This window comes from Luteimonas sp. A534 (assembly GCF_054072805.1).
Genome location: NZ_JBSVRR010000004.1, coordinates 223,006 through 244,031, shown reverse-complemented (window position 1 = coordinate 244,031; position 21,026 = coordinate 223,006). Strand labels below are relative to the sequence as shown.

Genomic DNA, 21,026 nt, shown 5'->3' with positions numbered 1-21,026 from the left:
GCCGCATCATGTTCGGACGCAAGACACCCACGCCGCAGGTCGAGAGCGCGGTCTCGAGGTCGGTCAACTTCGAGTTGACCGTTGCCGACATGGCCCGCAGGAGCCAGCGCCGCGCGTGGCTGGTCGCCTGGTGCGCAGTGACGATGTCGCTGATCCTGGCTGGCGGCTACTTCGTGTTCCTTCCGCTGAAGGAGAAGGTGCCCTACCTGGTGATGGCGGATCCGTACACCGGTACCGCGACCGTCGCGCGCCTGCAGGGCAGCCTGGACGACACCGGCATCACGCGCCAGGAAGCCATCAGCAAGAGCAACGTCGCCCAGTTCGTACTGGCACGCGAATCCTATGATTCGGGCCTGGTTGGACAGCGTAACTGGCGCACCGTGCTGTCGATGGCCGGTGGACGCGTGTCGCCCGCCTACATCGCTGCGCACGCGGTGGACAACCCGCGGCGCCCCGCGGCGATCTACGGGGCCAGCCGGTCGATGCACGTGCGCATCCTCAGCATCACGCTGATCGGCGGGCAGGACCAGCCCTATACGGGTGCGACCGTGCGCTTCCAGCGAAGCCTCTACGACAAGAGCCGCGGACGCTCGGAGCCGGTGGACAGCAAGATCGCGACCGTGGAGTTCAGCTACAACGCAAACCTGAGGCTGAGCGACGAGGATCGCCTGCTCAACCCCCTCGGCTTCCGCGTGAACAACTACCGCGTCGAGAACGACTACGCGGCTGTCCCGCCAGCCGATCCGATGTTCCCCGATCCCTCGATGCCGCAGCAGGCGCCCGGGTACAGCATGCCGATGGTGCCTGCCGGCGAGGCATCCGAGCCGCTGTCCGTCGAAGGAGACCCGGACGTGGCCGGCGCGCCCGCTGCCGGCGTGGATTCCGCAATCCCGGCCAGTGGTGCCGTCCAGCCTGCCCCGGCCAATGGAGCCAACACACGATGAGCCGTTTGAAAGACCTGATTCCGCGCCTTTGCATTGCGATCCTGCTGGCGCTGCTCGCGCTTCCGGTGGCCGCGCAGGCGATCGAGGAGTACGAGTACCGCCCCGATGCGATCTACCAGATCCGCACGGGGCTCGGGATCACGACGCAGATCGAACTCAGCCCGCACGAGGAGATCCTCGATTACAGCACCGGCTTCAGCAGCGGGTGGGAACTCACGCGCCGCGGGAACGTGTTCTACCTGCGTCCCAAGAACGTCGACGTCGACACCAACATGATGGTGCGTACCGGTAGCAACTCGTACATCTTCGAGCTCAAGGTGGTGGCGACCGACTGGCGCGCGCTGGACCAGGCCAAACGCGCAGGCGTGCAGTACAAGGTGAGGTTCGTCTATCCCAATGGCACCGAGTTCGCGGCGGCAGCGGCCGTGGTGGACGAGCCACTGAACGAGTTGCACACCGGGATCCATCCCGAACGCAGCTACAACTTCGATTACGATTTCTCCGCGCCACGGAAAGCGCCGAAATGGCTGGTGCCGGCGACCGTCTACGACGACAGCCGTTTCACCTACGTGCGGATGGGCGACGTGGACGAGTTCCCGACCGGTAATTTCCCTGCGGTGTTCGGGCGCGAGCGCGAGCATGGTGACGACTTCATGGTCAACACGACGGTCGAGGGCAACACCATCATCGTCCACGGCACGTACCCGTACCTCGTGATCCGCCACGGCAAGAACACCGTTGGCCTGCGCAGGAGGCTGCAGAAGTGAACGAGAACACGCCCAACAGCCAGGCCGGTTCGCATGATGCCGCGGCCAACCCGTACTACGCGAGGCAATCGGGGGCTCCCGATCTCGACGCAGGCGCCCCCGTCCTGCGCTCGGCCGACGTCCAAAGGCTCAACCGCAAGGCGCTGGTATTCCTGGTGGGCATCGTCGCCCTGCTGATGGTCGCGGCCTTCTGGTTGCTGGGTGGCTTCGGTGCGTCCGACCAGGGCGCGAGGCAGGGAGCGGAAGAGCGGGTGGTGATTCCCGACGCGCCCAACGACATGCCGCTGCCGCCGTTGCCTCCGGAAATCTACCCGGATCCGGTCATGCCGCTCCCGCTGGCCCAGGCGCCGGCGCCTGCTCCGTCGATCCCCTTGCCGCAGAACCTCGCGTCCGGCTTCAGCGGTCCGAGCCTGCTGGAGCGCAGGATGCAGAACGGCGGAGGATTCGGTGCCGGTGGAGGCTCCGACTCCGTGGACGACTACGCGTCGCGCATGGATGCCATCGCGTCGCAGGCGGATGCGTTCCAGGCACAGGGCCAGACCGGCAACGGCTTCGGAGGCGACGCCAGCGTCAGGCCACTGTACCGGCCGGATTCGCTGATGGTGCGCGGCACCCTCATCCGCTGCGTGCTGGAGACTCGCGTTGTCACCGACGTGCCGGGCTTCACGTCCTGCATCGTGACCGAGCCGGTGTACTCCATCAATGGCCGGCGGATGCTGCTGCCCAAGGGCGCGAAGGTGCTCGGGACCTACGGTTCCGATGCGATCGGCGGCAACCGTGTCGCTGTCGTCTGGGACAGGATCACCACGCCCAACGGGCTCGACATCAACATGAGCAGCCCCGGCGTCGACAACCTCGGAAGCGCCGGCCATCCCGGCCACTATGACGCGCACTGGCCGCAGCGCATCAGCTCGGCGCTCCTGATCAGCCTGCTCAGCGACGCGTTCAAGTACGCGGGTGCGAAGCATGGTCCGCAGCAGGTGGACATCACCAACGGCACGGTGGTGCAGAGCCCCTATGAGAGCAACACCGCCAGGACCATGGAGCGCCTCGCGAACCTCGCGCTCGACAAGAGCATGAGCCGGCCGGCCACGGTGACGATCAACCAGGGTGAGGTCGTCAACGTGTACGTCGCGCAGGACGTCGACTTCTCGTCCGTGCTCCTCTGACGCAGCCATCGCGAATGGACGCCCCCGCTGTCAAGGTCTCCAACGACTTCCTCGAGTACCAGTACCAGGTGCTCGGGATCGGCGAGTTCCTCCAGTCCGACGACGTCACCGAGATCTGCGTCAACAGGCCGGGCGAGCTGTACCTGGAGACGGTCAGCGACGGCTGGCGGCGCGTCGAAGCGCCGCAGCTTACGTTCGAGCGCGCGCGGCAGTTCTGCACGGCGGTGGTCAACGAGAGCAACACCGGCCAGCGGATCACCGACGCCGACCCGATGGTCTCGCTCACGTTTCCGACCGGCCAGCGGGCCCAGTTCGTGATGCCGCCCGCCTGCGACCCGGGCAAGGTGTCGATCACGATCCGGCTGCCGGCCAAGTTCAGCAAGTCGCTGGAGCAGTACGAGCGCGACGGCTTCTTCGCGGAGATCCTCGAACAGGACGGCGACGTCGACGACCACGATCGCGAGCTGCTCGAGCTGCGCGAGAAGCGTGATTACGCCGGCTTTTTCCGCAAGGCCGTGACCTACCACAAGAACATCGTGGTGGCCGGTGCGACCGGAAGCGGCAAGACCACGTTCATGAAATCGCTGGTCAACCACATCGCGCACAGCGAGCGCCTGGTGACCATCGAGGATGCGAGGGAGCTGTTCATTCCGCAGCCCAACGTGGTGCACCTGCTGTATTCGAAGGGTGGGCAGAGCATCAGCAACGTGTCCGCGAAAACCTGCATGGAAGCGTGCCTGCGCATGAAGCCTGACAGGATCATCCTGGCGGAGCTGCGCGGCGACGAATCGTTCTACTTCATCCGCAACTGCGCATCCGGGCATCCCGGCTCGATCACCAGCTGCCACGCCGGCAGCACCTCGCAGGCATGGGACCAGCTCGCGCTGATGGTGAAGGCATCCAGCGAGGGCGCCGGGCTGGAGTTCGCCGTGATCAAGCGCCTGCTGATGATGACGATCGACATCATGGTGCACATCAAGGCCCATGCCGGGCGCCGCTATATCACCGGGATCGATTTCGATCCGCGCCGGGCCATGGCCGGAACCGGGGGTGTCCAGTGACCGGGGAGGTGATGGCATGTTGCCAGGGATGGAACTGATGGGCTGTGCGGACCTGGCGGTCCCCGCCGAGGTGATGCAGCACGTCGTCAGGATCGAATCCTCCTCCAATCCCTACGCGATCGGGGTCGTGGGTGGCCGGCTCGTACGCCAGCCGCGCTCGCTCCCGGAGGCGGTGGCGACCGCGCGCATGCTCGAGGGGAAGGGATACAACTTCTCGGTCGGGCTGGCGCAGGTGAACCGGCACAACCTCGCCACGTACGGGCTCTCCGACTATGCGCGTGCCTTCCAGGCCTGTCCGAACCTGGAAGCGGGTTCGCGGATCCTTGCTGATTGCCACACCCGCGCAGGCGGTGACTGGGGCAAGGCCTTCAGTTGCTACTACTCCGGCAATTTCGTCACCGGCTTCCGCCACGGCTATGTCCAGAAAGTCATGGCCTCGCTGGCGGGCGCCGTCCAGGCGGGCGCTGCCGCGATCGGCATCGAAGGCATCGAGCGGCCCGAAGCCCTGGACTGGGCGCGGCGCACGGACGGTCCCGCCCGGGATCTCATGGAACGAAGGACCCTGCCCGAGTCTGCGATACCGCAGGCGACCGAACGGCCGGAGCCTGTCGCCGCCACGGCGCCATCGCCTGCGCGCGCACTTGCACCTGCGGCATCGGCCGAAGGCCCCGTCGTCGTGCAGTTCACGGGCGCGAGAGCCGCGGCCCCTTCGGCGCCACGCGCGGACACCAGCGTCCAGGACACCAACACGAGCACCGGCGCGCACGGCGTTCGCCGGAGCGCGCCCGAGGCGGCCAGGGGCGGCCGCGACGAAGCATTCGTTTTTTGATGGGCCAGCCGTGCGAAGCCCGTTCGACACCACCGCGTCAACCACGACCAAGCGAGGAGTAGAGGAATGAAATCCGAAATGACCGATCAGACCAAGCAGCTGGGACGGGCCCTGTTCATGGCCGTCGCCTTCGTCACCTGCGTCGCGATGCCGGAACTGGCACTGGCGCAGGACGCCGCCGAGGCGCAGGGGAGGGTGTCGACCTTCCTCAACAACCTCAACTCGCTGCTGAACCTCGCGTCGATCGCGGTGGTGACGATCGCGATCATCTTTGCCGGCTACCAGATCGCGTTCAACCACAAGCGCATCAGCGATGTCGCACCGGTGCTGCTGGGCGGCTTCCTGATCGGCGCCGCGGCGCAGATCGCGAAGATGCTGGTTCCCGACACCGTGGGTTCGGGCGTCGGGACCTCGCTGCTCAACAACATGCTTCCGTACGTTGCCTGACCACCCATGCGGAAGAACGTGCTGTTCAGGGGGTGCACGCGGCCACCGATGTTCATGGGGGTGCCGTACGTGCCCTTCACCATCGGAGCCGGCGTCTGCATCCTGCTGACGTTCTACATCAACATGTTCTGCCTGGTCCTGCTGCCCATGGTGATCGTCGTCATGCGGCAGATGGCCAGGCGTGACGAGATGATCTTCCGCCTGCTCGGACTGCGGCTGCGGTTCCTGGTGAAAGCCAGGAACCGCGACCTGCACGCCGGGATGTGGGTGTTCTCGCCCAACCTCTACCGCAGCCGCATCCACGGTTCGCGCCTGGATTGACCATGTCGTTGCCAGATGCCCCCATCGCCGAGTTCATCCCGCTTTCGACGCATGTCGCGCCGGAAGTCATCAAGACCCGCGAGGGCGACTTCCTGCTGGTCTGGCGACTGGCCGGGCTGCCGTTCGTCGGGCGGGAGGAATGGGACCTCGAACACCGGCACAACACATTCAACCGGATGTTGCAGACGCTGCGCGCGCCGGACTTCGTCAACGTCGCGTTCTGGGTCCACGACATCCGCAGGCGCGGCCGCGTGGACGTGGAGAGCAACTTCGACCAGGCCTTCAACCAGCAGCTCTCCGACGAGTACTTCCAGGCGCTGTCGTCGCGCAAGATCATGGTCAACGAGCTCTACCTGACCTTGATCTACCGGCCCGTCGTCGCCGGCAAGCGCTTCATCGAGAAGTCGACCAGCGTCGAGCGACTCCGCTCGGAGCAGGAGCAGGCGGTCGAGAAGCTGCTTGAGCTTGCGGGCAACGTCGAGGCCGTGCTCAAGGACTACTCGCCGGTCCGGCTGGGGATGTACGAGGGCCCGAACGGCGTGGTGTTCTCCGAAGCACTCCAGTTCTATGGCTACCTGCTCAATCGGATCACCGAGCCGGTGCCGGTGCTGGACGCACCCGTCTACGACTATCTCCCGGTCAGCAGCCATCTGTTCTCTTCGAAAACCGGCGACTTCGTCGTCAGGGCGCCGGATGGAACCAACCACTTCGGTGCGGTGCTGAACATCAAGGAGTACACCGACGGGACCTGGCCGGGCATCCTCAACGGCCTGAAGTACCTGGATTTCGAGTACGTCATCACCCACTCATTCAGCCCCATGGGGCGCCAGGACGCGCTGAAGGTGCTCGACCGTACCAAGGGCATGATGATCTCCTCCGGCGACAAGGCGGTCAGCCAGATCGTCGAGCTGGACGTGGCGATGGATGAGCTGGCATCGGGCAACTTCGTGCTTGGCGAGTACCACTTCATCCTGAGCCTGTACGCCGACACGCAGGAGAAGCTCACGCACCAGATCGCGACGGCGCGCGCGGAGCTGTCCAACGCCGGCTTCGTCTCGGCCAAGGAGGACCTCGCCGTGTCGTCGTCCTTCTACTCGCAGCTCCCGGGCAACTGGAAGTACCGGACCCGCCTGGCCAACGTCAGCTCCCTGAATTTCCTCGGGCTGTCGCCGCTGCACAATTTCGCCACCGGCAAGCCCGGCAACAACCCCTGGGGCGAGTGCGTCACCGTGCTCCAGACCACGAACGGCCAGCCCTATTACTTCAATTTCCACGCCACGCACCCATCCGAGAACTCGCTCGGCGAAAAGGCCATCGCCAACACGATGGTCATCGGCAAGTCGGGTACGGGCAAGACCGCGCTGATCAATTTCCTCCTCAGCCAGGTTCAGAAGCTCGATCCCGTGCCGACGATCTTCTTCTTCGACAAGGACCGCGGCGCGGAGATCTTCGTGCGCGCCTGTGGCGGGAACTACCTGGCCCTGGAGAACGGCGCGCCTTCGGGCTTCAATCCCTTCCAGTGCGAGCGCACCGAGGCCAACATCCAGTTCCTGGCGGACCTGGTCAAGGTGCTCGCCGGCAAGCTGCACTACACCGCGCGCGAGGACGAGGAGATCTTCCGCGCGGTCGAGAACATCCTCGACACGCCGATGCCGCTCCGGTCGATGACGAACTTCCAGAAGAGCCTGCCCAACATGGGCGACGACGGGCTGTTCGCCAGGCTGCGCAAGTGGACCGCGGGCAACGCCCTTGGCTGGGTGTTCGACAACCCCGTGGATACCATCGACCTGGGCCGCGCGAGCATCATCGGCTTCGACTACACCGAAGTGATCGACAATCCCGAGGTCCGGGTGCCGGTGATCAACTACCTGCTGCATCGGCTGGAGTCGCTGATCGACGGACGCCCGCTGATCTACGTGATGGACGAGTTCTGGAAAATCCTGGATGGCGGTGGCGGTCTCAAGGAATTCGCGAAGAACAAGCAGAAGACGATCCGGAAGCAGAACGGTCTCGGCATCTTCGCCACCCAGAGCCCGGAGGATGCGTTGAACAGCGACATCTCCGCGGCGCTCGTGGAGCAGACCGCCACCCTGATCCTGCTGCCCAACCCGAATGCCAGCCGCGAGGACTACATCGAGGGCCTGAAGCTCACCGACGCGGAGTACCGCGTGGTGAAGGGGCTCGATGAGCGGTCGCGATGCTTCCTGGTCAAGCAGGGACATGCCTCGACGGTGTGCCAGCTCAACCTGGGTGGGCAGGACGACGCGCTGGCCGTCATTTCCGCCAGCACCGACAACATCGAGATCATGCATCGCATCCTTGCCGAGCAGGCCGCGCGCCTGGGCGTTGAGGCAAGCGAACTGCGACCGGAGCAGTGGCTTCCGCGCTTCTATGAAGAGCGCAAGGGCTCGCGTGCCCGGACGGAGGAGCAGGTGGGTGGCCATCGTCGCAGGACGACGCTGGCATGAGAGGCCGGAGTGCACCCGCGCGGGCGCAGCACGGCAGTCCCCGGGTCTCCCATGCGGGGGGCTCCGATATCGAAGCACCAGGAGGAACGCAATGAACGATCGTCTTCCACAGAAAGCAAGCGGCCGGCGGGGCCTCGTCGTCGTCCTCGTCGCAGCGCTGGTCCTCGTCACGCAGGGCGCCTCGGCTTCGGGTATTCCCGTGGTCGACGGTGTGCACCTGGGCATCAGCAAGTTCGCGTGGGTCGAGCAGTACCGGCAGATGCTTGACGAGCTCCAGAAGCAGAAGGAGCAGCTGCAGACACAGATGAAGCAGTACGACCAGATGAAGCTGAAGATGGCCGCGTTCTCCAGCCAGACCAGCTTCCGCGAAGACATCGATTCCACGTTCCCCGAGCGTGGAGTGAACGAAGGCGCCGCAGAGAAATGCGGCGCCGCTGCGCCTACCGGAGGCGCGAACATCGATGCGCGCAAGCAGCAGTACACGCTGTGCGTCCGGATCGTCCAGACGGAGAACCGCCGCTTCAACATGATGCGCAAGGTGCTCGAGAACATTCGCACGAAGGATGCTGAGATCCAGGCCCTTATCGCCGAGCGGAACTCGCTGGGCGACGACGAGTTCGGCCGGCTCGGCGTCATCGACTACGACATCAAGGTGATCGAGGCGCAGATCCAGGCGGACCTGCAGGCCAAGGCCACCACGCTCGAGGCCTACAACACCTTCCTCCTGGGCCTGCGCGAGGAGAACCAGCGCGTTGCTGCCGTGGTGTTGAGGGGTGAGAGTGGCCGCGGCGACACGCTGGTGGGCCAGATCGTCTCCCATGGCACGCTCAAGCTTGCGTTGCAGGCGGCCCGTCAGCGCGATCGCTGAGCGGCCCGTTTCCACCACTATGGATGACCTCGATGGATAGCGTTCTCCAGCTGGCCGGTGCCGCTTCGGACTGGACCAGCCTCCCGCTTGCAGATCTCTCGAACATGACGTTTTTCTCGGAGATCAACGCGTTCATCGACGACGAGTTGATGAACGAGTACCTGCCCAACCTCGGCAGGCGGGTGATCCAGGTCCTCGGCGGTCTGGGCATCCTGCTGCTGACGCTCTGGATCATGATCCAGGGCTACCGGATCGTCACCGGGCAGTCGCGCGAGTCGATGATGGCGCTGATGGTGAATTCCCTGCGCGCCACGTTCATCGTCGGCGTGGCGCTGGGGGTGGCGGTGGGCTGGGGCGATATCTACGGAACCCTCACCGACGGGCTCGCACGGACGGTCAACAGCACGATGACGGGCGACGGCGACGGGACATCGCCCTACGAAAACATCGACCGTACCCTTGGAATCATGCAGGTCGCCCTGCAGAGCATCGATTCGGTCAACACCGACGGCGACGACGTGCTGTCCAAGGAGCGCGAGCGCGCGATGTGGTTCGTCGGGGTCGGGCTCGGCAGCCCCGCGATCATGGGCGCCATCGCACTGATGCTGAACAAGATCGCCATCGGGCTGATCCTGGGGCTGGGTCCGCTCTTCATCCTTTGCCTGCTGTGGGAGCCGGTCAAGCCGCTGTTCCAGAAGTGGTTGCTCTACGGCATCGGGGCGCTTTTCTCGATGGCCCTGCTCAGCGTGATGACCACGCTCGCGCTGGACATCGTGATGGCGGTCGGCGCGGCATTCTGGATCACCAATACCCTCGGATTCGGCGGCAGCGCCGAAAGCATGACCAACATGGCGATGCAGCAGGGCGGCCTCGGACTGATCATGACCGCCCTGATCGTGAGCGCGCCGCCGATGGCGGCGATGCTGTTCCAGGGCACGCTCGGCCAGTTCTACGGTGCGAACGCATTCACCCAGATGGGAGGGGTGGCGCCAGGCAGCCAACCTGGCCAGGGAGGCTATACGGGGCAGACGGCCCAGGCCAGTCGTGCCGTGCCGGAGGAAGCGCCCCCCGCGGGCCATCGTGTCGCCGAGTCCCGGGCGACGTACTAGGAATCGCAGCGGAAACGCTGCCAGACCGGCCCGGGGGGGCGGGTCCGAATCAAGGAGGTTCGATGAACACGTTTACCCGAATGGATTCGTTGGAGGGCCCTCGGCCGCGCACTGGTCGTGGGCTGCGGCTGGCGTTGGGTCTCGTCCTGCTGGGCTTGGTGGCTCCGGTCTGGGCGCAGACATGCCAGGGTGTCTCCAGTGCACGCTGTGGCACCGGCGTCGGCTTCTATGTCCCGCCGCCGCCGCAGCCCGAATGGAAGCGGACCTGGGGGGCGATCGCGATCGATATCGCCACCGATGGCCAGCCTGGCGTTTTCGGCGCAGTGAACGGAGCGTACTCACGGCGCGAGGCAAAACGCCTGGCGCAGGAGAAATGCGAGGCCACCGGTGCCCAAGCATGCAAGGTCGTGCTCTGGTATGCGGGGCAGTGCGCGGCGCTTGCGCTGCCGACGCTTGCATCGGGGCGGCGATTCGGGGCGCGGGCCGCTGAAACGACTGCGCTGGCATCGCAGATGGTGCTGGAGGAGTGCGCGGGGCCGGATTGCGAGGTCGTGCACATCGATTGCACGATTCCGGTACGGGTCATGGGGCGGGGGGGGTGAGCCGGATCATTACCGGCAGGCTGGGCTGGAACGCTGATGCCTGTCCTCCAAGCCGTGCACGGGCGCGCCATGCGCAGGAACCGCAACAGATGGAACTGGCGCGCTGGGGCGCGCCGGCACAGTTGGGACACACCCGTCCGGGAAATGGAGCTGACCGATCATGAAGAATGCCCTGCTTGCCATTGCACTCACTTTGGGCCTCGTCCTCGCCCTCGCCTCGACTGGCGAGGCCCGGGCACAGGTCGGCAACGACCTGCTCACCGGCGACACGCGCCTCGCCTGCGAGGCCGTCGTGTGCCTGTCTTCCGGTACCCGGCCCAGCGAATGCAGTCCTTCGCTCTCGCGGTACTTCAACATCCAGAAGCGAAAGCTGTCGGATACGCTGAAGGCCCGCCTCGACTTCCTCGAGATGTGCCCGGCCTCGAACCAGACGCCGGAGATGGCAAGCCTCGTACAGGCGATCTCGCGAGGCGCCGGTCGCTGCGATGCGGCGTCGCTCAACCGCACCCTGACGTTCTGGAGCGGTGGCGACGACGGCCAGGTGTACATCGGCAACCAGCTGCCCGAGTACTGCAACCAGTACACCAGGCACCAGTACACCGATCTCGGTGACGGCCAGGCCCGCTACGTCGGCGACCCGGGGCGCGGAGGCCACTGGGTCGAGGCCGGCGACTACGATCGCGCCCTGGCGGCCTACAACACGCGCATCCAGCGCGAGGACGCCGAGCGCCGGAACGGCGGGAACGGCGGGCGGGGTATCGGTAGCAACTGGTGGGAGCGCTGAAACCCGCCCTGCCATGCGCGCGCGGAGCCGGGCCTTTCCTGGGACGCGGCGGACTGTTGTTCGCCGCGCTCCTCGTCTCATCCACCGTTTCCTGCAGCGTTGATGCGAACAAGACCGTCAAGCCCGAGTACAGGGAAAACCCGGCGCCCCGCCTCGCCCGGGACATCGAAGTCCGCATCGAGGGTGTGCCCGGGGACTTCGGGTATGTCCAGGGGGCCATGCAGTTCGACGTCACCAACCGGACCTGCCTGCCGCCGCCGGACGCCAACCCCGGCGGGCATACCTCGCCCGTGCCGACGCGGACGATCCCCTTCGCGCTGGAGCAGGGCGACGACGGGGTCTGGCGCGGCACCGTTGTCGCGGATGGCATGGTCGACGAGGACTACCACGGCCGCGGCGTGTGCCACTGGGCGCTGGTGAACGTGCAGGTGCAGCTGAAGGCCACTGGCGCGGAGGGAGAGACGCTGTTCATGGCGGACATGGAGGGCGACGTGGCGGCCGCGGGTGGGCGCGCGGAACTCTATTTCCCGAAGGTCACCTATCCACGGCATCCCCGCTCGATCACGGATGACCCGTTTGTGATCGGCCGCCCCGGTCGCGCGTCCGTGGCCCACCTCGGCGACGACGAGGTGTTCAAGGTGACGCTCAGTGCCTCGGAGCCGACGCCATGAGGCCCGGCACCCGCCAGCATCTGGATCCAGACGAAGTGATTCGACCATGAACGAGGTATCCACAATGCAAGATCCGCCATGCGCACGCGGTGCGGGGCTTTCCCGGGGAAGCGGCAGCCTGCTTCTCGCCGCGATCCTTTTCTCGTCCACCCTTGCCTGCAGTGCCGCCATGAATGAAACCGTCAAGCCCGAGTACAGGGAAAATCCCGCTCCCCGCCTCGCCCAAGGCATCGAAGTCCGCATCGAAGGTTTGCCCGGGGACTTCGGATATGTCCAGGGGGCCATGCAGTTCAACGTCACCAACCGGACCTGCCTGCCGCCGCCGGACGCCAACCCCGGCGGGCATACCTCGCCCGTGCCGACGCGGACGATCCCCTTCGCGCTGGAGAAGGGCGACGACGGGGTCTGGCGCGGTACCGTTGTCGCGGATGGCATGGTCGACGAGGACTACCACGGCCGCGGCGTGTGCCACTGGGCACTGGTGAACGTGCAGGCGCAGCTCATGGCCACTGGCGCGGAGGGCGAGACGCGGTTCATCGCCAACTCGAGGGGCGATGTGGCTGCCGCCGGTGGCCGGGTGGAACTCTACTTTCTGAAGGCCGCCTATCCCCGGCATCCCCGTTCGACCATGGACGACCCGTTGCTGATCGGCCGGCCCGGTCGCGCGTCCATGGCCCACCTCGGCGACGACGAGGTGTTCAAAGTGACGCTCAGTGTCCTGGGGCCGACGCCATGAAGCCCGGCACCCGCCAGCATGCCGTGCTCGCGGACCATACGTACGACCGTGAGGGCGACCTCGCCCTGCGTGCGCGGAGAAACGAGACCGTCGACCTCGACGGCGTGGCGTACAACCTGCTCAAGCACGTCGACAATCCGCGCACCGGCTACCAGGGAACGGTCTACCAGCAGCTCGATACGGGCGCCATCGTCGTCGCCCACCGCGGCACCGAGTTCGACCGCGAACCATTTCGCGACGGCCTGGCCGACGCCGGGATGGCGATGGCGCGGCACAACGTCCAGATCAAGGATGCCGTCGAGCTCACGCGCTGGGCAGTCGACCAGTCGCGCAGCGAGGATGTCGTGGGCACCTATGGACATGCGCCCGAGGTGACCGTCACCGGCCACTCCCTCGGTGGCACCCTGGCCCAGGCCACGGCGCACCACTTCGGGCTTCGCGGCGAGACCTTCAACGCTTACGGGGCCGCCAGCCTGGACCGCCGCATCCCGGAGGGCGGGCACGATGTGCTGAACCACGTGATGGCGACCGACCCGGTGAGCGCGGCCAGCCCGCATTACGGCCAGGTGCGTGTCTACGCGCTGCCCGAAGAGATCGGGCGGCTGCGTGCCGGCGGCTACCACGACAACCGCATCCTGGATGCGGTGACGCCGGACCTGACGCTGGTGGTGGCCGCGCGTTCGTTCGGGGCGCACAGCATGCACAACTTCCTCGACGTTGACGGGCAGGGCAGGCCTGACGTTTCAGTCGTCCGGAATCCTGCGACGCAGTGGCTTGCGGGGGAGCATGCGCGCTTGATCGACAACTACCGCGACGACATGAACGACATCCGTCGCGGTGTGACCATCGGCAGTCGTGGCGGGGCTGGGCTGATCCGGGATGGCGTGGACGCGATCCGGGGCCCTCTGCCCGCCGGCGAACCTGCGGCCCGCGAGGCGCGCGAGGGCGCTTCTGCGAGCGCACCAGGCGAACGCCTGGACAAACTGATCGTGGGGGAGGTTGATCCCGTGGTGCGTGCGCAGTGGGACCACGACGTGGCGGAGCACCGCGAGCGGCATGCGCAGGCACAGGTGAATCACATGCCGGCGCGGCAGGCGGCACAGATGGAGCTGGGCGGCTGACGCGCCCGGCCTCGTGTCCGGCGCGGCAGGCCGGGTCTGGGGCGGGCGATCTGGCACAATACGGGGCGGGCGGCTGGAATCGGCCGGAGACTCCCCTGGCAAAGGTGGCCCGCGTGAGAGCGCCGGCCGAGCGTGCGACATGGCGACTACCACCGATTACTGCTGAACCCGCCCGCGGCCCGATCCGGAAGGCGCCCGCGTGGCGTCTTTTTTCATGCCTCCGGGTCCGTCCGCGCGAGGCGGCCCCGCACCCACCAGACACCCCATCACCATGATCACGATCACCCTCCCCGACGGCAGCCGCCGCGAGTTCGAAGCCCCCGTCACCGTCATGCAGGTCGCCGAGTCGATCGGCCCGGGCCTGGCCAAGGCCACCGTGGCCGGCAAGGTCGACGGCCGGCAGGTCGATGCCTCCGACATCATCGACCACGACGCCAGCCTGCAGATCCTGACCCCGAAGGACCCCGAGGGCGTCGAGATCATCCGCCACTCCTGCGCCCACCTGGTCGGGCACGCGGTCAAGCAGCTGTACCCGGACGCCAAGATGGTGATCGGGCCGGTGATCGAGGACGGCTTCTACTACGACATCTGGCGCGAGCAGCCCTTCACGCCCGACGAAATGGTGGCGATCGAGCAGCGCATGCGCGAGCTGATCGACACCGAATACGACGTCATCAAGCGCATGACCCCGCGCGACGAAGTGGTCGCCACGTTCAAGGCCCGCGGCGAGGACTACAAGCTGCGCCTGATCGATGACATGGGTCCCGAGGTCACGGCCATGGGCCTGTACCACCACCAGGAATACGTCGACATGTGCCGCGGCCCGCACGTGCCGAACACGCGCTTCCTGAAGGCCTTCAAGCTGTTGCGCACCTCGGGTGCCTACTGGCGCGGCGATGCCAAGAACGAGCAGTTGCAGCGCATCTACGGCACCGCCTGGGCCGACGCGAAGCAGCTCAAGGCCTATGTGCTGCGCATCGAGGAGGCCGAGAAGCGCGACCACCGCCGCATCGGTAAGCAGCAGGAGCTGTTCCACCTCCAGGAAGAGGCGCCGGGCCTGGTGTTCTGGCACCCGAAGGGCTGGGCGCTGTGGCAGGTGGTCGAGCAGTACATGCGCGGCGTCTACCGCTCGAGCGGCTACGGCGAGGTGCGCTGCCCGCAGATCCTGGACGTCAGCATGTGGCAGAAGTCCGGCCACTGGGACAACTACAAGGAAAACATGTTCTTCACCGAGTCCGAGAAGCGGACCTATGCGGTGAAGCCCATGAACTGTCCGGGCCACGTGCAGGTGTTCAACCAGGGCCTGCACAGCTACCGCGACCTGCCGATCCGCTACGGCGAGTTCGGCGCCTGCCACCGCAATGAGCCGTCTGGCGCGCTGCACGGCATCCTGCGGGTGCGCGGCTTCACCCAGGACGATGGCCACGTGTTCTGCACCGAGGCCCAGATCGAGTCCGAAGTGACCGCCTTCCACGCCCAGGCGATGAAGGTCTACGCCGATTTCGGCTTCACCGAGGTCCAGGTGAAGCTGGCCCTGCGCCCGGAATCGCGCCTGGGCGACGACGCCACCTGGGACAAGGCCGAGGCTGCCCTGCGCGCCGCGCTGTCCGCCGCCGGCGTCGAATGGCAGGAACTGCCGGGCGAGGGCGCGTTCTACGGCCCCAAGGTGGAATACCACCTGCGCGACGCCATCGGCCGCACCTGGCAGCTGGGCACGATGCAGGTCGACTTCATGATGCCGGGCCGTCTTGGCGCGGAATACGTGGACGAGGCCAGCCAGAAGCGCACGCCGGTCATGTTGCACCGCGCCATCGTGGGCTCGATGGAGCGCTTCATCGGGATCCTGATCGAACAGCACGCCGGCGCCTTCCCGGCCTGGCTGGCTCCGGTCCAGGCGGTGGTCATGAACATCACCGACGCCCAGGCCGACTGGGCCGACGACGTCCGGAAAACCCTTGCGGATCAAGGCCTCCGGGTGGAATCGGATTTGCGGAACGAGAAGATCGGCTATAAGATCCGCGAGCACACGCTGCAGCGCGTGCCGTACCTGCTCGTGGTGGGGGACCGCGAGAAAGAACAGGGCACGGTCGCCGTGCGCACGCGTGCCGGGGAGGACCTGGGCTCGATGCCGCTGGTCGATTTCACGGCCCGGATGCACGCAGAGCGGGGTCCCTGAGTATCATGTAGCCCGGTTGCCTGCCATGCGGCAGGCGCCGTGGGTTCCGGATCCGGGACCCTGCCAGGACGTTCCACCCACGGAGATTGCAATATCAGTACCCCGGACAAGCAGAACCGCAGGAACCTAGAAATCCGCGTGCCGCGCGTGCGCGTGATCGGCTCGGATGGTGAAATGATCGGCGTGCTCACGCGCGACGAGGCCATTGCCATGGCCGAGGAAGAGGCCTTGGATCTCGTCGAGATCCAGCCCAATGCCGATCCGCCGGTGTGCAAGATCATGGACTTCGGCAAGTTCAAGTTCGAGGCGCAGAAGAAGGCGAACGAAGCCAAGAAGAAGACCAAGCAGGTCGAGATCAAGGAAGTCAAGTTCCGTCCGGTGACCGACGAGGGCGACTACCAGATCAAGCTCCGCAAGATGCGCGGCTTCCTCGAGGAAGGCGACAAGATCAAGGTCAACATCCGCTTCCGTGGCCGTGAGATGAGCCACCAGGAGCTCGGTCGCGGCATGGCTGCGCGCATCGAAGCCGACCTCGGCGAGGACATCGTCATCGAGTCCAGGCCCCGCCTCGAAGGCCGGCAGATGGTGATGATGATCGCGCCCAAGAAGAAGTAGGCCACGGGGGGCAGGGCGGGGGCGATCCCGCCGCGAAGCCCATGATTTGCAACGGTAAGCAATCCGCGTGCATAATGCGCGGCTCGGTTCGCCCGCAATGCGGGTGGGCCGGTTGGACCCGCCTCGGCTTCCCCAAGGGACCCGGGGCCATCAAACAGGCAAGGGCAGGACGGAAAGCGTGGCGCAGGCCACCGCCCGGGCCAGTAGAAGACGTACCGACAAGGACACAGCAATGCCCAAGATCAAGACGCATCGGGGCGCGGCCAAGCGCTTCCGGAAGACCGCTTCCGGCAAGTACAAGGCGGGCCATGCCAACCGCAGCCACATCCTCACGAAGAAGGCGACGAAGCGGAAGCGCAACCTCCGCCAGACGAACCACATTCCTGCATGCGACAGCGGTCGTCTCGATCGCATGCTGCCGTATCTCTGAGGAGGACTGAACAATGGCACGAGTAAAGCGTGGCGTGCAGGCGCGCCGCCGTCACAAGAAGGTCCTCAAGCAGGCCAAGGGTTACTACAACGCGCGCCGCAAGGTGTTCCGCGTTGCCAAGCAGGCCGTCACCAAGGCCCTGCAGTACGCCTATATCGGTCGCAAGCAGAAGAAGCGTAATTTCCGCTCGCTGTGGATCGTCCGCATCAACGCGGCGGCCCGCATCAACGGCCTGAGCTACAGCCGCTTCATGAACGGCCTGATGAAGGCCGGCATCACCCTTGACCGCAAGGTGCTGGCGGACATCGCCGTGCACGACGCGACGGGTTTTGCCGCGCTTGCCGAGAAGGCGAAGGGCGCGCTCGCAGCGTAAGACGTGTCGCCGGTGCGCGGTGCCCTGGGCACCGCCGCCAGGCGGACATCGCGATACACGCATGGGGAAGGGCGCAAGTCCTTCCCCATGTTTCGTTTTGGCCTTCGATGGTGCCCCGATGACCCAGATCGAACACATCCGCGAGCAGGCGCTCGCCGACATTGCCGCCGCCGCCACGCCCGATGCCGTCGAGGCGCTGCGCGTGGCCCTGCTCGGCAAGAGCGGCAGCGTGACCGCGCAGCTGAAGTCGCTTGGCGGGCTGCCCGCCGACCAGCGCAAGGCGGCCGGCGAGGCCATCAACCGCGCCCGCGACGCCCTTGGAGCCGCGCTGCTCGAGCGCAAGGCGGGGCTGGATGCCGCGGCGCTGGAGGCCCGGCTGGCTTCGGAAACCATCGACGTGAGCCTGCCCGGCCGCAATGGCGACGCGGGTGGACTGCACCCGGTCAGCCGCACCATCGAGCGCATCGCCGACATCTTCGGGCGCCTGGGCTACGAGATCGCCGACGGCCCCGAGATCGAGGACGACTGGCACAACTTCGAGGCCCTGAACTTCCCGCCGCACCATCCGGCGCGGGCCATGCACGACACGTTCTATTTTGGCGATGGCCGCCTGCTGCGCACCCACACCTCGGGCGTGCAGATCCGTTACATGCAGGACCTGCTCGCTGCCGGCGGCACGCCGCCACTGCGCATGATCGCGCTGGGCAAGGTCTACCGCAGCGATTCCGACCAGACCCACACGCCGATGTTCCACCAGTGCGAAGGCCTGCTGGTGGAGGAGCGCGCGAGCTTCGCCGACCTCAAGGGCACGCTCACGGAGTTCGTGCGCGCGTTCTTCGAGCGTGACTTCGAGATGCGCTTCCGCCCGAGCTACTTCCCCTTCACCGAGCCCTCGGCCGAGGTCGACATCGCCTGGGCACAGCCCGACGGCAGCGCCCGGTGGCTGGAGGTGCTGGGCTGCGGCATGGTGCATCCGCAGGTGCTGGCCAACGTCGGCATCGACCCCGAGCGCTACACCGGCTTCGCCTTCGGCATGGGCGTCGAGCGCTTCGCGATGCTGCGCTACGGCGTCGACGACCTGCGCAGCTTCTTCGACAACGACCTGCGCTTCCTGCGCCAGTTCGCCTGAGGCCCGATCGATGAAATTCTCCGAGAACTGGCTGCGCCAGCACGTCCCCACCGGGGCCACGCGCGATGAGCTCGCCGCGACCCTGACCGCGATCGGCCTCGAGGTCGAAGAGGTGGTGGTGCTGGGTGCCGCGCTCGACGGCGTCGTGGTCGCGCGCATCGTGTCGGCGGAAAAGCATCCCGAGGCCGACCGCCTGCAGGTCTGCCAGGTCGACGCCGGCGCCGCGGGCATGCTGCAGATCGTCTGCGGCGCGCCCAACGCGCGCCCGGGCCTTGTGGCGCCGCTGGCGACCATCGGCACGCAGGTGGGCGACCTGACCATCCAGGCCGCGAAGCTGCGCGGCGTCGAGTCCAACGGCATGCTGTGCTCGGCGAAGGAGCTCGGCATCGACGCCGACGCCTCCGGGCTGCTGGAACTGCCGGACGATGCGCCGGTGGGCGCGCCGCTGGCCGCTTACCTCGGCCTGCCCGACGCCAGCTTCGAGCTCAAGCTCACCCCCAACCGCGCCGACTGCTTCAGCGTGCGTGGCATCGCCTACGACGTCGCCGCGGCCTGCGGCGGCGCGGTCGCCGACCTGGACGCCGCGCCGGTGCCGGCCGCCAGCGATGCCACCGTGGAGGTGATGCTCGACGCCGGTGCCGGTGCCGACGCGCCGCGCTACCTCGGTCGCGTGATCGAGGGCATCGACGCCACCCGAGCCACGCCGGTGTGGATGGCCGAGTGCCTGCGCCGCAGCGGCATCCGGCCGCTGTCGCTGCTGGTCGACGTCACCCAGTATGTGATGCTCGAACTCGGCCAGCCGATGCATGCCTACGACCGCGACCTGCTCAAGGGTTCCGTGGGCGTGCGCCGCGGCCGCAAGGGTGAATCCCTGCTGCTGCTCGATAGCCGCGAGGCCGCGCTCGACGACGGCTTCCTGGTGATCACCGACGCCGATCGCCCGGTGGGCCTGGCCGGCCTGATGGGCGGCTTCGATACCCGCGTCACCGACGCCACGCGCAGCGTGTTCCTGGAAGCCGCGCACTTCGCCCCGGCCGCGATCATCGGCCGCGGCCGCCGCCTTGGCCTGCACACCGACGCCGGCCACCGCTTCGAGCGCGGCGTGGACCCGGAACTGCCGCGCACCGCGATCGAACGCGCGACCCGTCTCATCCTCGACATCGCCGGCGGTACGCCAGGCCCCGTCACCGAGGCCGTGCTGGCCGACGCGCTGCCCGTGCCTGCAGCTATCATGCTGCGTCGCGACCGCCTCGCGCGCGTGCTGGGCGTGCAGGTCGATGACACCGAAGTCGAGCGCATCCTGCGCGCGCTGGGCCTGGGCGTGGAGGCCGTCGCCGATGGCTGGACGGTGACCGCGCCGACCCGCCGCTTCGACCTCGCGATCGAGGAAGACCTGATCGAAGAGATCGCGCGCATCCACGGCTACGACGCCGTGCCCACGACGCTGCCGGGCGGGTCCACCCGCCTGGTGTCGCCGCCGGAAGGCAAGGTGCCCGAGCACGACCTGCGTCGCGCCCTGGCCGGTCGCGGCTATCTGGAAGCGATCAACTACGCCTTCGTCGATGCCGGCCTGCTCGAACGCTGGCAGGCCGACGAGGCCCTGGTGCCGCTGGCCAATCCGCTGAGCGCCGAGCTGGGCGTGATGCGGCCGCGGCTGCTGCCCGGGCTGGTCGACGCTCTGGCGCGCAACGCCGCCCGGCAGCAGGGGCGCGTGCGCCTGTTCGAACTCGGCAAGGTGTTCGCCAAGGCCGACACCGCCGGCGACGCCCCGCGCGAGACGCCGCGCATCGCCGCGGTCGCCAGCGGCGACGTGGTCGCCGAGCAGTGGGGCATTGCCGCGCGGCGCGTCGACTTCCACGATCTCAAGGGTGACCTCGAGGCGCTCGCTGCGCTGTCCGGTGCACGGCTCGAGTTCCGCCCGGCCGCGCCGTCCTGGGCGCACCCCGGTCGCGCGGCCGACGTGCTGCGCGACGGCGTCGTGGTCGGTGCGATCGCCGAGCTGCATCCGCGCCTGCAGCAGGCGCTTGGCCTGGATCACGCCGTGGTGGCGTTCGAGCTCGACCTGGCCGCGCTGGTCATGCGCGACCTGCCGCGTGCGCAGCCGCTTTCGAAATTTCCGTCGGTGCGTCGGGACCTCGCATTCATCGTCGCCGACAACGTCGCGTGGCGTGCGCTTGAAGCCACCGCTTCCGCGGCCGCCGGACCGTTCCTGCGCAGCCTGCGCCTGTTCGATGTCTACGCCGGAAAGGGCGTGGAAACGGGATTCAAGAGTGTCGCCATGGGCTTGATTCTGCAGGATGATTCGCGCACGCTGACAGACCGCGATGTGGATGCGGTCGTGGCCTCGGTCACCGACGCGGTCGCGGGTGCGCACGGCGCACGGATCAGGAGCTGACCAGGGGGCTG

21 protein-coding genes are annotated in these 21,026 nt (G+C 67.0%); all 21 read left to right on the top strand.

The window, feature by feature from the left end; genetic code table 11:
* Positions 1-8: 8 nt before the first annotated feature.
* The 21 genes from ACW5F0_RS11370 (at position 9) to pheT (ending at position 21,015) form a co-directional block, all read left to right on the top strand.
* On the top strand, positions 9-944 hold the full coding sequence (locus tag ACW5F0_RS11370) for a virB8 family protein (protein WP_456965818.1): 936 nt from the start codon (positions 9-11) through the stop codon (positions 942-944).
* Positions 941-1,711: a TrbG/VirB9 family P-type conjugative transfer protein gene (locus ACW5F0_RS11365; RefSeq protein ID WP_456965819.1), complete on the top strand. Its 771-nt coding sequence runs from the start codon at positions 941-943 to the stop codon at positions 1,709-1,711. Before ACW5F0_RS11370 ends, ACW5F0_RS11365 begins: the two co-directional genes overlap by 4 nt.
* Positions 1,708-2,880 (top strand): TrbI/VirB10 family protein, encoded by a 1,173-nt coding sequence (locus tag ACW5F0_RS11360; RefSeq protein WP_456965820.1) that lies wholly within the window; start codon positions 1,708-1,710, stop codon positions 2,878-2,880. The genes ACW5F0_RS11365 and ACW5F0_RS11360 overlap by 4 nt, the downstream gene beginning before the upstream one ends.
* Positions 2,881-2,894: 14 nt before the next feature.
* Positions 2,895-3,941 carry a P-type DNA transfer ATPase VirB11 gene (virB11, locus tag ACW5F0_RS11355; protein WP_456999764.1) on the top strand — a complete coding sequence of 349 codons (1,047 nt, stop codon included), beginning with the start codon at positions 2,895-2,897 and terminating at the stop codon, positions 3,939-3,941.
* Positions 3,942-3,957: 16 nt separating this feature from the next.
* Positions 3,958-4,770, top strand: coding sequence for a lytic transglycosylase domain-containing protein (locus ACW5F0_RS11350; RefSeq protein WP_456999763.1), 813 nt, complete (start codon positions 3,958-3,960; stop codon positions 4,768-4,770).
* A gap of 78 nt (positions 4,771-4,848) precedes the next feature.
* The gene (locus ACW5F0_RS11345; RefSeq protein ID WP_456965823.1) at positions 4,849-5,217 is read left to right on the top strand and encodes a TrbC/VirB2 family protein; all 369 of its coding nucleotides are present in this window, start codon (positions 4,849-4,851) and stop codon (positions 5,215-5,217) included.
* Positions 5,218-5,223: 6 nt separating this feature from the next.
* Entirely contained in the window at positions 5,224-5,538 is a 315-nt protein-coding gene (locus ACW5F0_RS11340; RefSeq protein WP_456965824.1) for a type IV secretion system protein VirB3, read from the top strand.
* A gap of 2 nt (positions 5,539-5,540) precedes the next feature.
* The gene (locus ACW5F0_RS11335; RefSeq protein WP_456965825.1) at positions 5,541-8,006 is read left to right on the top strand and encodes a VirB4 family type IV secretion/conjugal transfer ATPase; all 2,466 of its coding nucleotides are present in this window, start codon (positions 5,541-5,543) and stop codon (positions 8,004-8,006) included.
* A gap of 91 nt (positions 8,007-8,097) precedes the next feature.
* Positions 8,098-8,874 (top strand): flagellar cap protein FliD N-terminal domain-containing protein, encoded by a 777-nt coding sequence (locus ACW5F0_RS11330; protein WP_456965826.1) that lies wholly within the window; start codon positions 8,098-8,100, stop codon positions 8,872-8,874.
* 32 nt (positions 8,875-8,906) lie between these two features.
* Complete coding sequence (locus ACW5F0_RS11325; protein ID WP_456965827.1) at positions 8,907-9,983, top strand: type IV secretion system protein; 1,077 nt, start codon at positions 8,907-8,909, stop codon at positions 9,981-9,983.
* A 62-nt stretch (positions 9,984-10,045) separates the two neighbouring features.
* Positions 10,046-10,585 (top strand): DUF4189 domain-containing protein, encoded by a 540-nt coding sequence (locus tag ACW5F0_RS11320; protein ID WP_456965828.1) that lies wholly within the window; start codon positions 10,046-10,048, stop codon positions 10,583-10,585.
* A gap of 160 nt (positions 10,586-10,745) precedes the next feature.
* Positions 10,746-11,369, top strand: coding sequence for a TrbM/KikA/MpfK family conjugal transfer protein (locus ACW5F0_RS11315; RefSeq protein ID WP_456999762.1), 624 nt, complete (start codon positions 10,746-10,748; stop codon positions 11,367-11,369).
* 56 nt (positions 11,370-11,425) lie between these two features.
* Entirely contained in the window at positions 11,426-12,040 is a 615-nt protein-coding gene (locus tag ACW5F0_RS11310; protein ID WP_456965830.1) for a hypothetical protein, read from the top strand.
* 46 nt (positions 12,041-12,086) lie between these two features.
* The gene (locus ACW5F0_RS11305; RefSeq protein ID WP_456965831.1) at positions 12,087-12,776 is read left to right on the top strand and encodes a hypothetical protein; all 690 of its coding nucleotides are present in this window, start codon (positions 12,087-12,089) and stop codon (positions 12,774-12,776) included.
* Positions 12,773-13,897 (top strand): DUF6792 domain-containing protein, encoded by a 1,125-nt coding sequence (locus ACW5F0_RS11300; RefSeq protein WP_456965832.1) that lies wholly within the window; start codon positions 12,773-12,775, stop codon positions 13,895-13,897. The genes ACW5F0_RS11305 and ACW5F0_RS11300 overlap by 4 nt, the downstream gene beginning before the upstream one ends.
* Before the next feature lie 271 nt (positions 13,898-14,168).
* Positions 14,169-16,073 (top strand): threonine--tRNA ligase, encoded by a 1,905-nt coding sequence (gene thrS / locus ACW5F0_RS11295; RefSeq protein WP_456999761.1) that lies wholly within the window; start codon positions 14,169-14,171, stop codon positions 16,071-16,073.
* A 93-nt stretch (positions 16,074-16,166) separates the two neighbouring features.
* The gene (gene infC, locus ACW5F0_RS11290) at positions 16,167-16,688 is read left to right on the top strand and encodes a translation initiation factor IF-3 (RefSeq protein WP_456966015.1); all 522 of its coding nucleotides are present in this window, start codon (positions 16,167-16,169) and stop codon (positions 16,686-16,688) included.
* 232 nt (positions 16,689-16,920) lie between these two features.
* Positions 16,921-17,118, top strand: a complete 198-nt coding sequence (gene rpmI / locus ACW5F0_RS11285; protein WP_055249161.1) for a 50S ribosomal protein L35 — start codon at positions 16,921-16,923, stop codon at positions 17,116-17,118.
* A 13-nt stretch (positions 17,119-17,131) separates the two neighbouring features.
* Positions 17,132-17,491 carry a 50S ribosomal protein L20 gene (gene rplT, locus ACW5F0_RS11280; protein ID WP_456965834.1) on the top strand — a complete coding sequence of 120 codons (360 nt, stop codon included), beginning with the start codon at positions 17,132-17,134 and terminating at the stop codon, positions 17,489-17,491.
* A gap of 118 nt (positions 17,492-17,609) precedes the next feature.
* Positions 17,610-18,620 (top strand): phenylalanine--tRNA ligase subunit alpha, encoded by a 1,011-nt coding sequence (gene pheS, locus ACW5F0_RS11275; protein WP_456965835.1) that lies wholly within the window; start codon positions 17,610-17,612, stop codon positions 18,618-18,620.
* 10 nt (positions 18,621-18,630) lie between these two features.
* Positions 18,631-21,015: a phenylalanine--tRNA ligase subunit beta gene (gene pheT / locus ACW5F0_RS11270; protein ID WP_456965836.1), complete on the top strand. Its 2,385-nt coding sequence runs from the start codon at positions 18,631-18,633 to the stop codon at positions 21,013-21,015.
* Positions 21,016-21,026 lie beyond the last annotated feature (11 nt).

Coding starts and splice junctions, on each gene's coding strand:
- ACW5F0_RS11370 (WP_456965818.1), top strand. CDS start 9: ATGTTCGGACGCAAGACACCCACGCCGCAGGTCGAGAGCGCGGTCTCG.
- ACW5F0_RS11365 (WP_456965819.1), top strand. CDS start 941: ATGAGCCGTTTGAAAGACCTGATTCCGCGCCTTTGCATTGCGATCCTG.
- virB11 (WP_456999764.1), top strand. CDS start 2,895: ATGGACGCCCCCGCTGTCAAGGTCTCCAACGACTTCCTCGAGTACCAG.
- ACW5F0_RS11350 (WP_456999763.1), top strand. CDS start 3,958: ATGTTGCCAGGGATGGAACTGATGGGCTGTGCGGACCTGGCGGTCCCC.
- ACW5F0_RS11345 (WP_456965823.1), top strand. CDS start 4,849: ATGACCGATCAGACCAAGCAGCTGGGACGGGCCCTGTTCATGGCCGTC.
- ACW5F0_RS11340 (WP_456965824.1), top strand. CDS start 5,224: ATGCGGAAGAACGTGCTGTTCAGGGGGTGCACGCGGCCACCGATGTTC.
- ACW5F0_RS11335 (WP_456965825.1), top strand. CDS start 5,541: ATGTCGTTGCCAGATGCCCCCATCGCCGAGTTCATCCCGCTTTCGACG.
- ACW5F0_RS11330 (WP_456965826.1), top strand. CDS start 8,098: ATGAACGATCGTCTTCCACAGAAAGCAAGCGGCCGGCGGGGCCTCGTC.
- ACW5F0_RS11325 (WP_456965827.1), top strand. CDS start 8,907: ATGGATAGCGTTCTCCAGCTGGCCGGTGCCGCTTCGGACTGGACCAGC.
- ACW5F0_RS11320 (WP_456965828.1), top strand. CDS start 10,046: ATGAACACGTTTACCCGAATGGATTCGTTGGAGGGCCCTCGGCCGCGC.
- ACW5F0_RS11315 (WP_456999762.1), top strand. CDS start 10,746: ATGAAGAATGCCCTGCTTGCCATTGCACTCACTTTGGGCCTCGTCCTC.
- ACW5F0_RS11305 (WP_456965831.1), top strand. CDS start 12,087: ATGAACGAGGTATCCACAATGCAAGATCCGCCATGCGCACGCGGTGCG.
- ACW5F0_RS11300 (WP_456965832.1), top strand. CDS start 12,773: ATGAAGCCCGGCACCCGCCAGCATGCCGTGCTCGCGGACCATACGTAC.
- thrS (WP_456999761.1), top strand. CDS start 14,169: ATGATCACGATCACCCTCCCCGACGGCAGCCGCCGCGAGTTCGAAGCC.
- rpmI (WP_055249161.1), top strand. CDS start 16,921: ATGCCCAAGATCAAGACGCATCGGGGCGCGGCCAAGCGCTTCCGGAAG.
- rplT (WP_456965834.1), top strand. CDS start 17,132: ATGGCACGAGTAAAGCGTGGCGTGCAGGCGCGCCGCCGTCACAAGAAG.
- pheS (WP_456965835.1), top strand. CDS start 17,610: ATGACCCAGATCGAACACATCCGCGAGCAGGCGCTCGCCGACATTGCC.
- pheT (WP_456965836.1), top strand. CDS start 18,631: ATGAAATTCTCCGAGAACTGGCTGCGCCAGCACGTCCCCACCGGGGCC.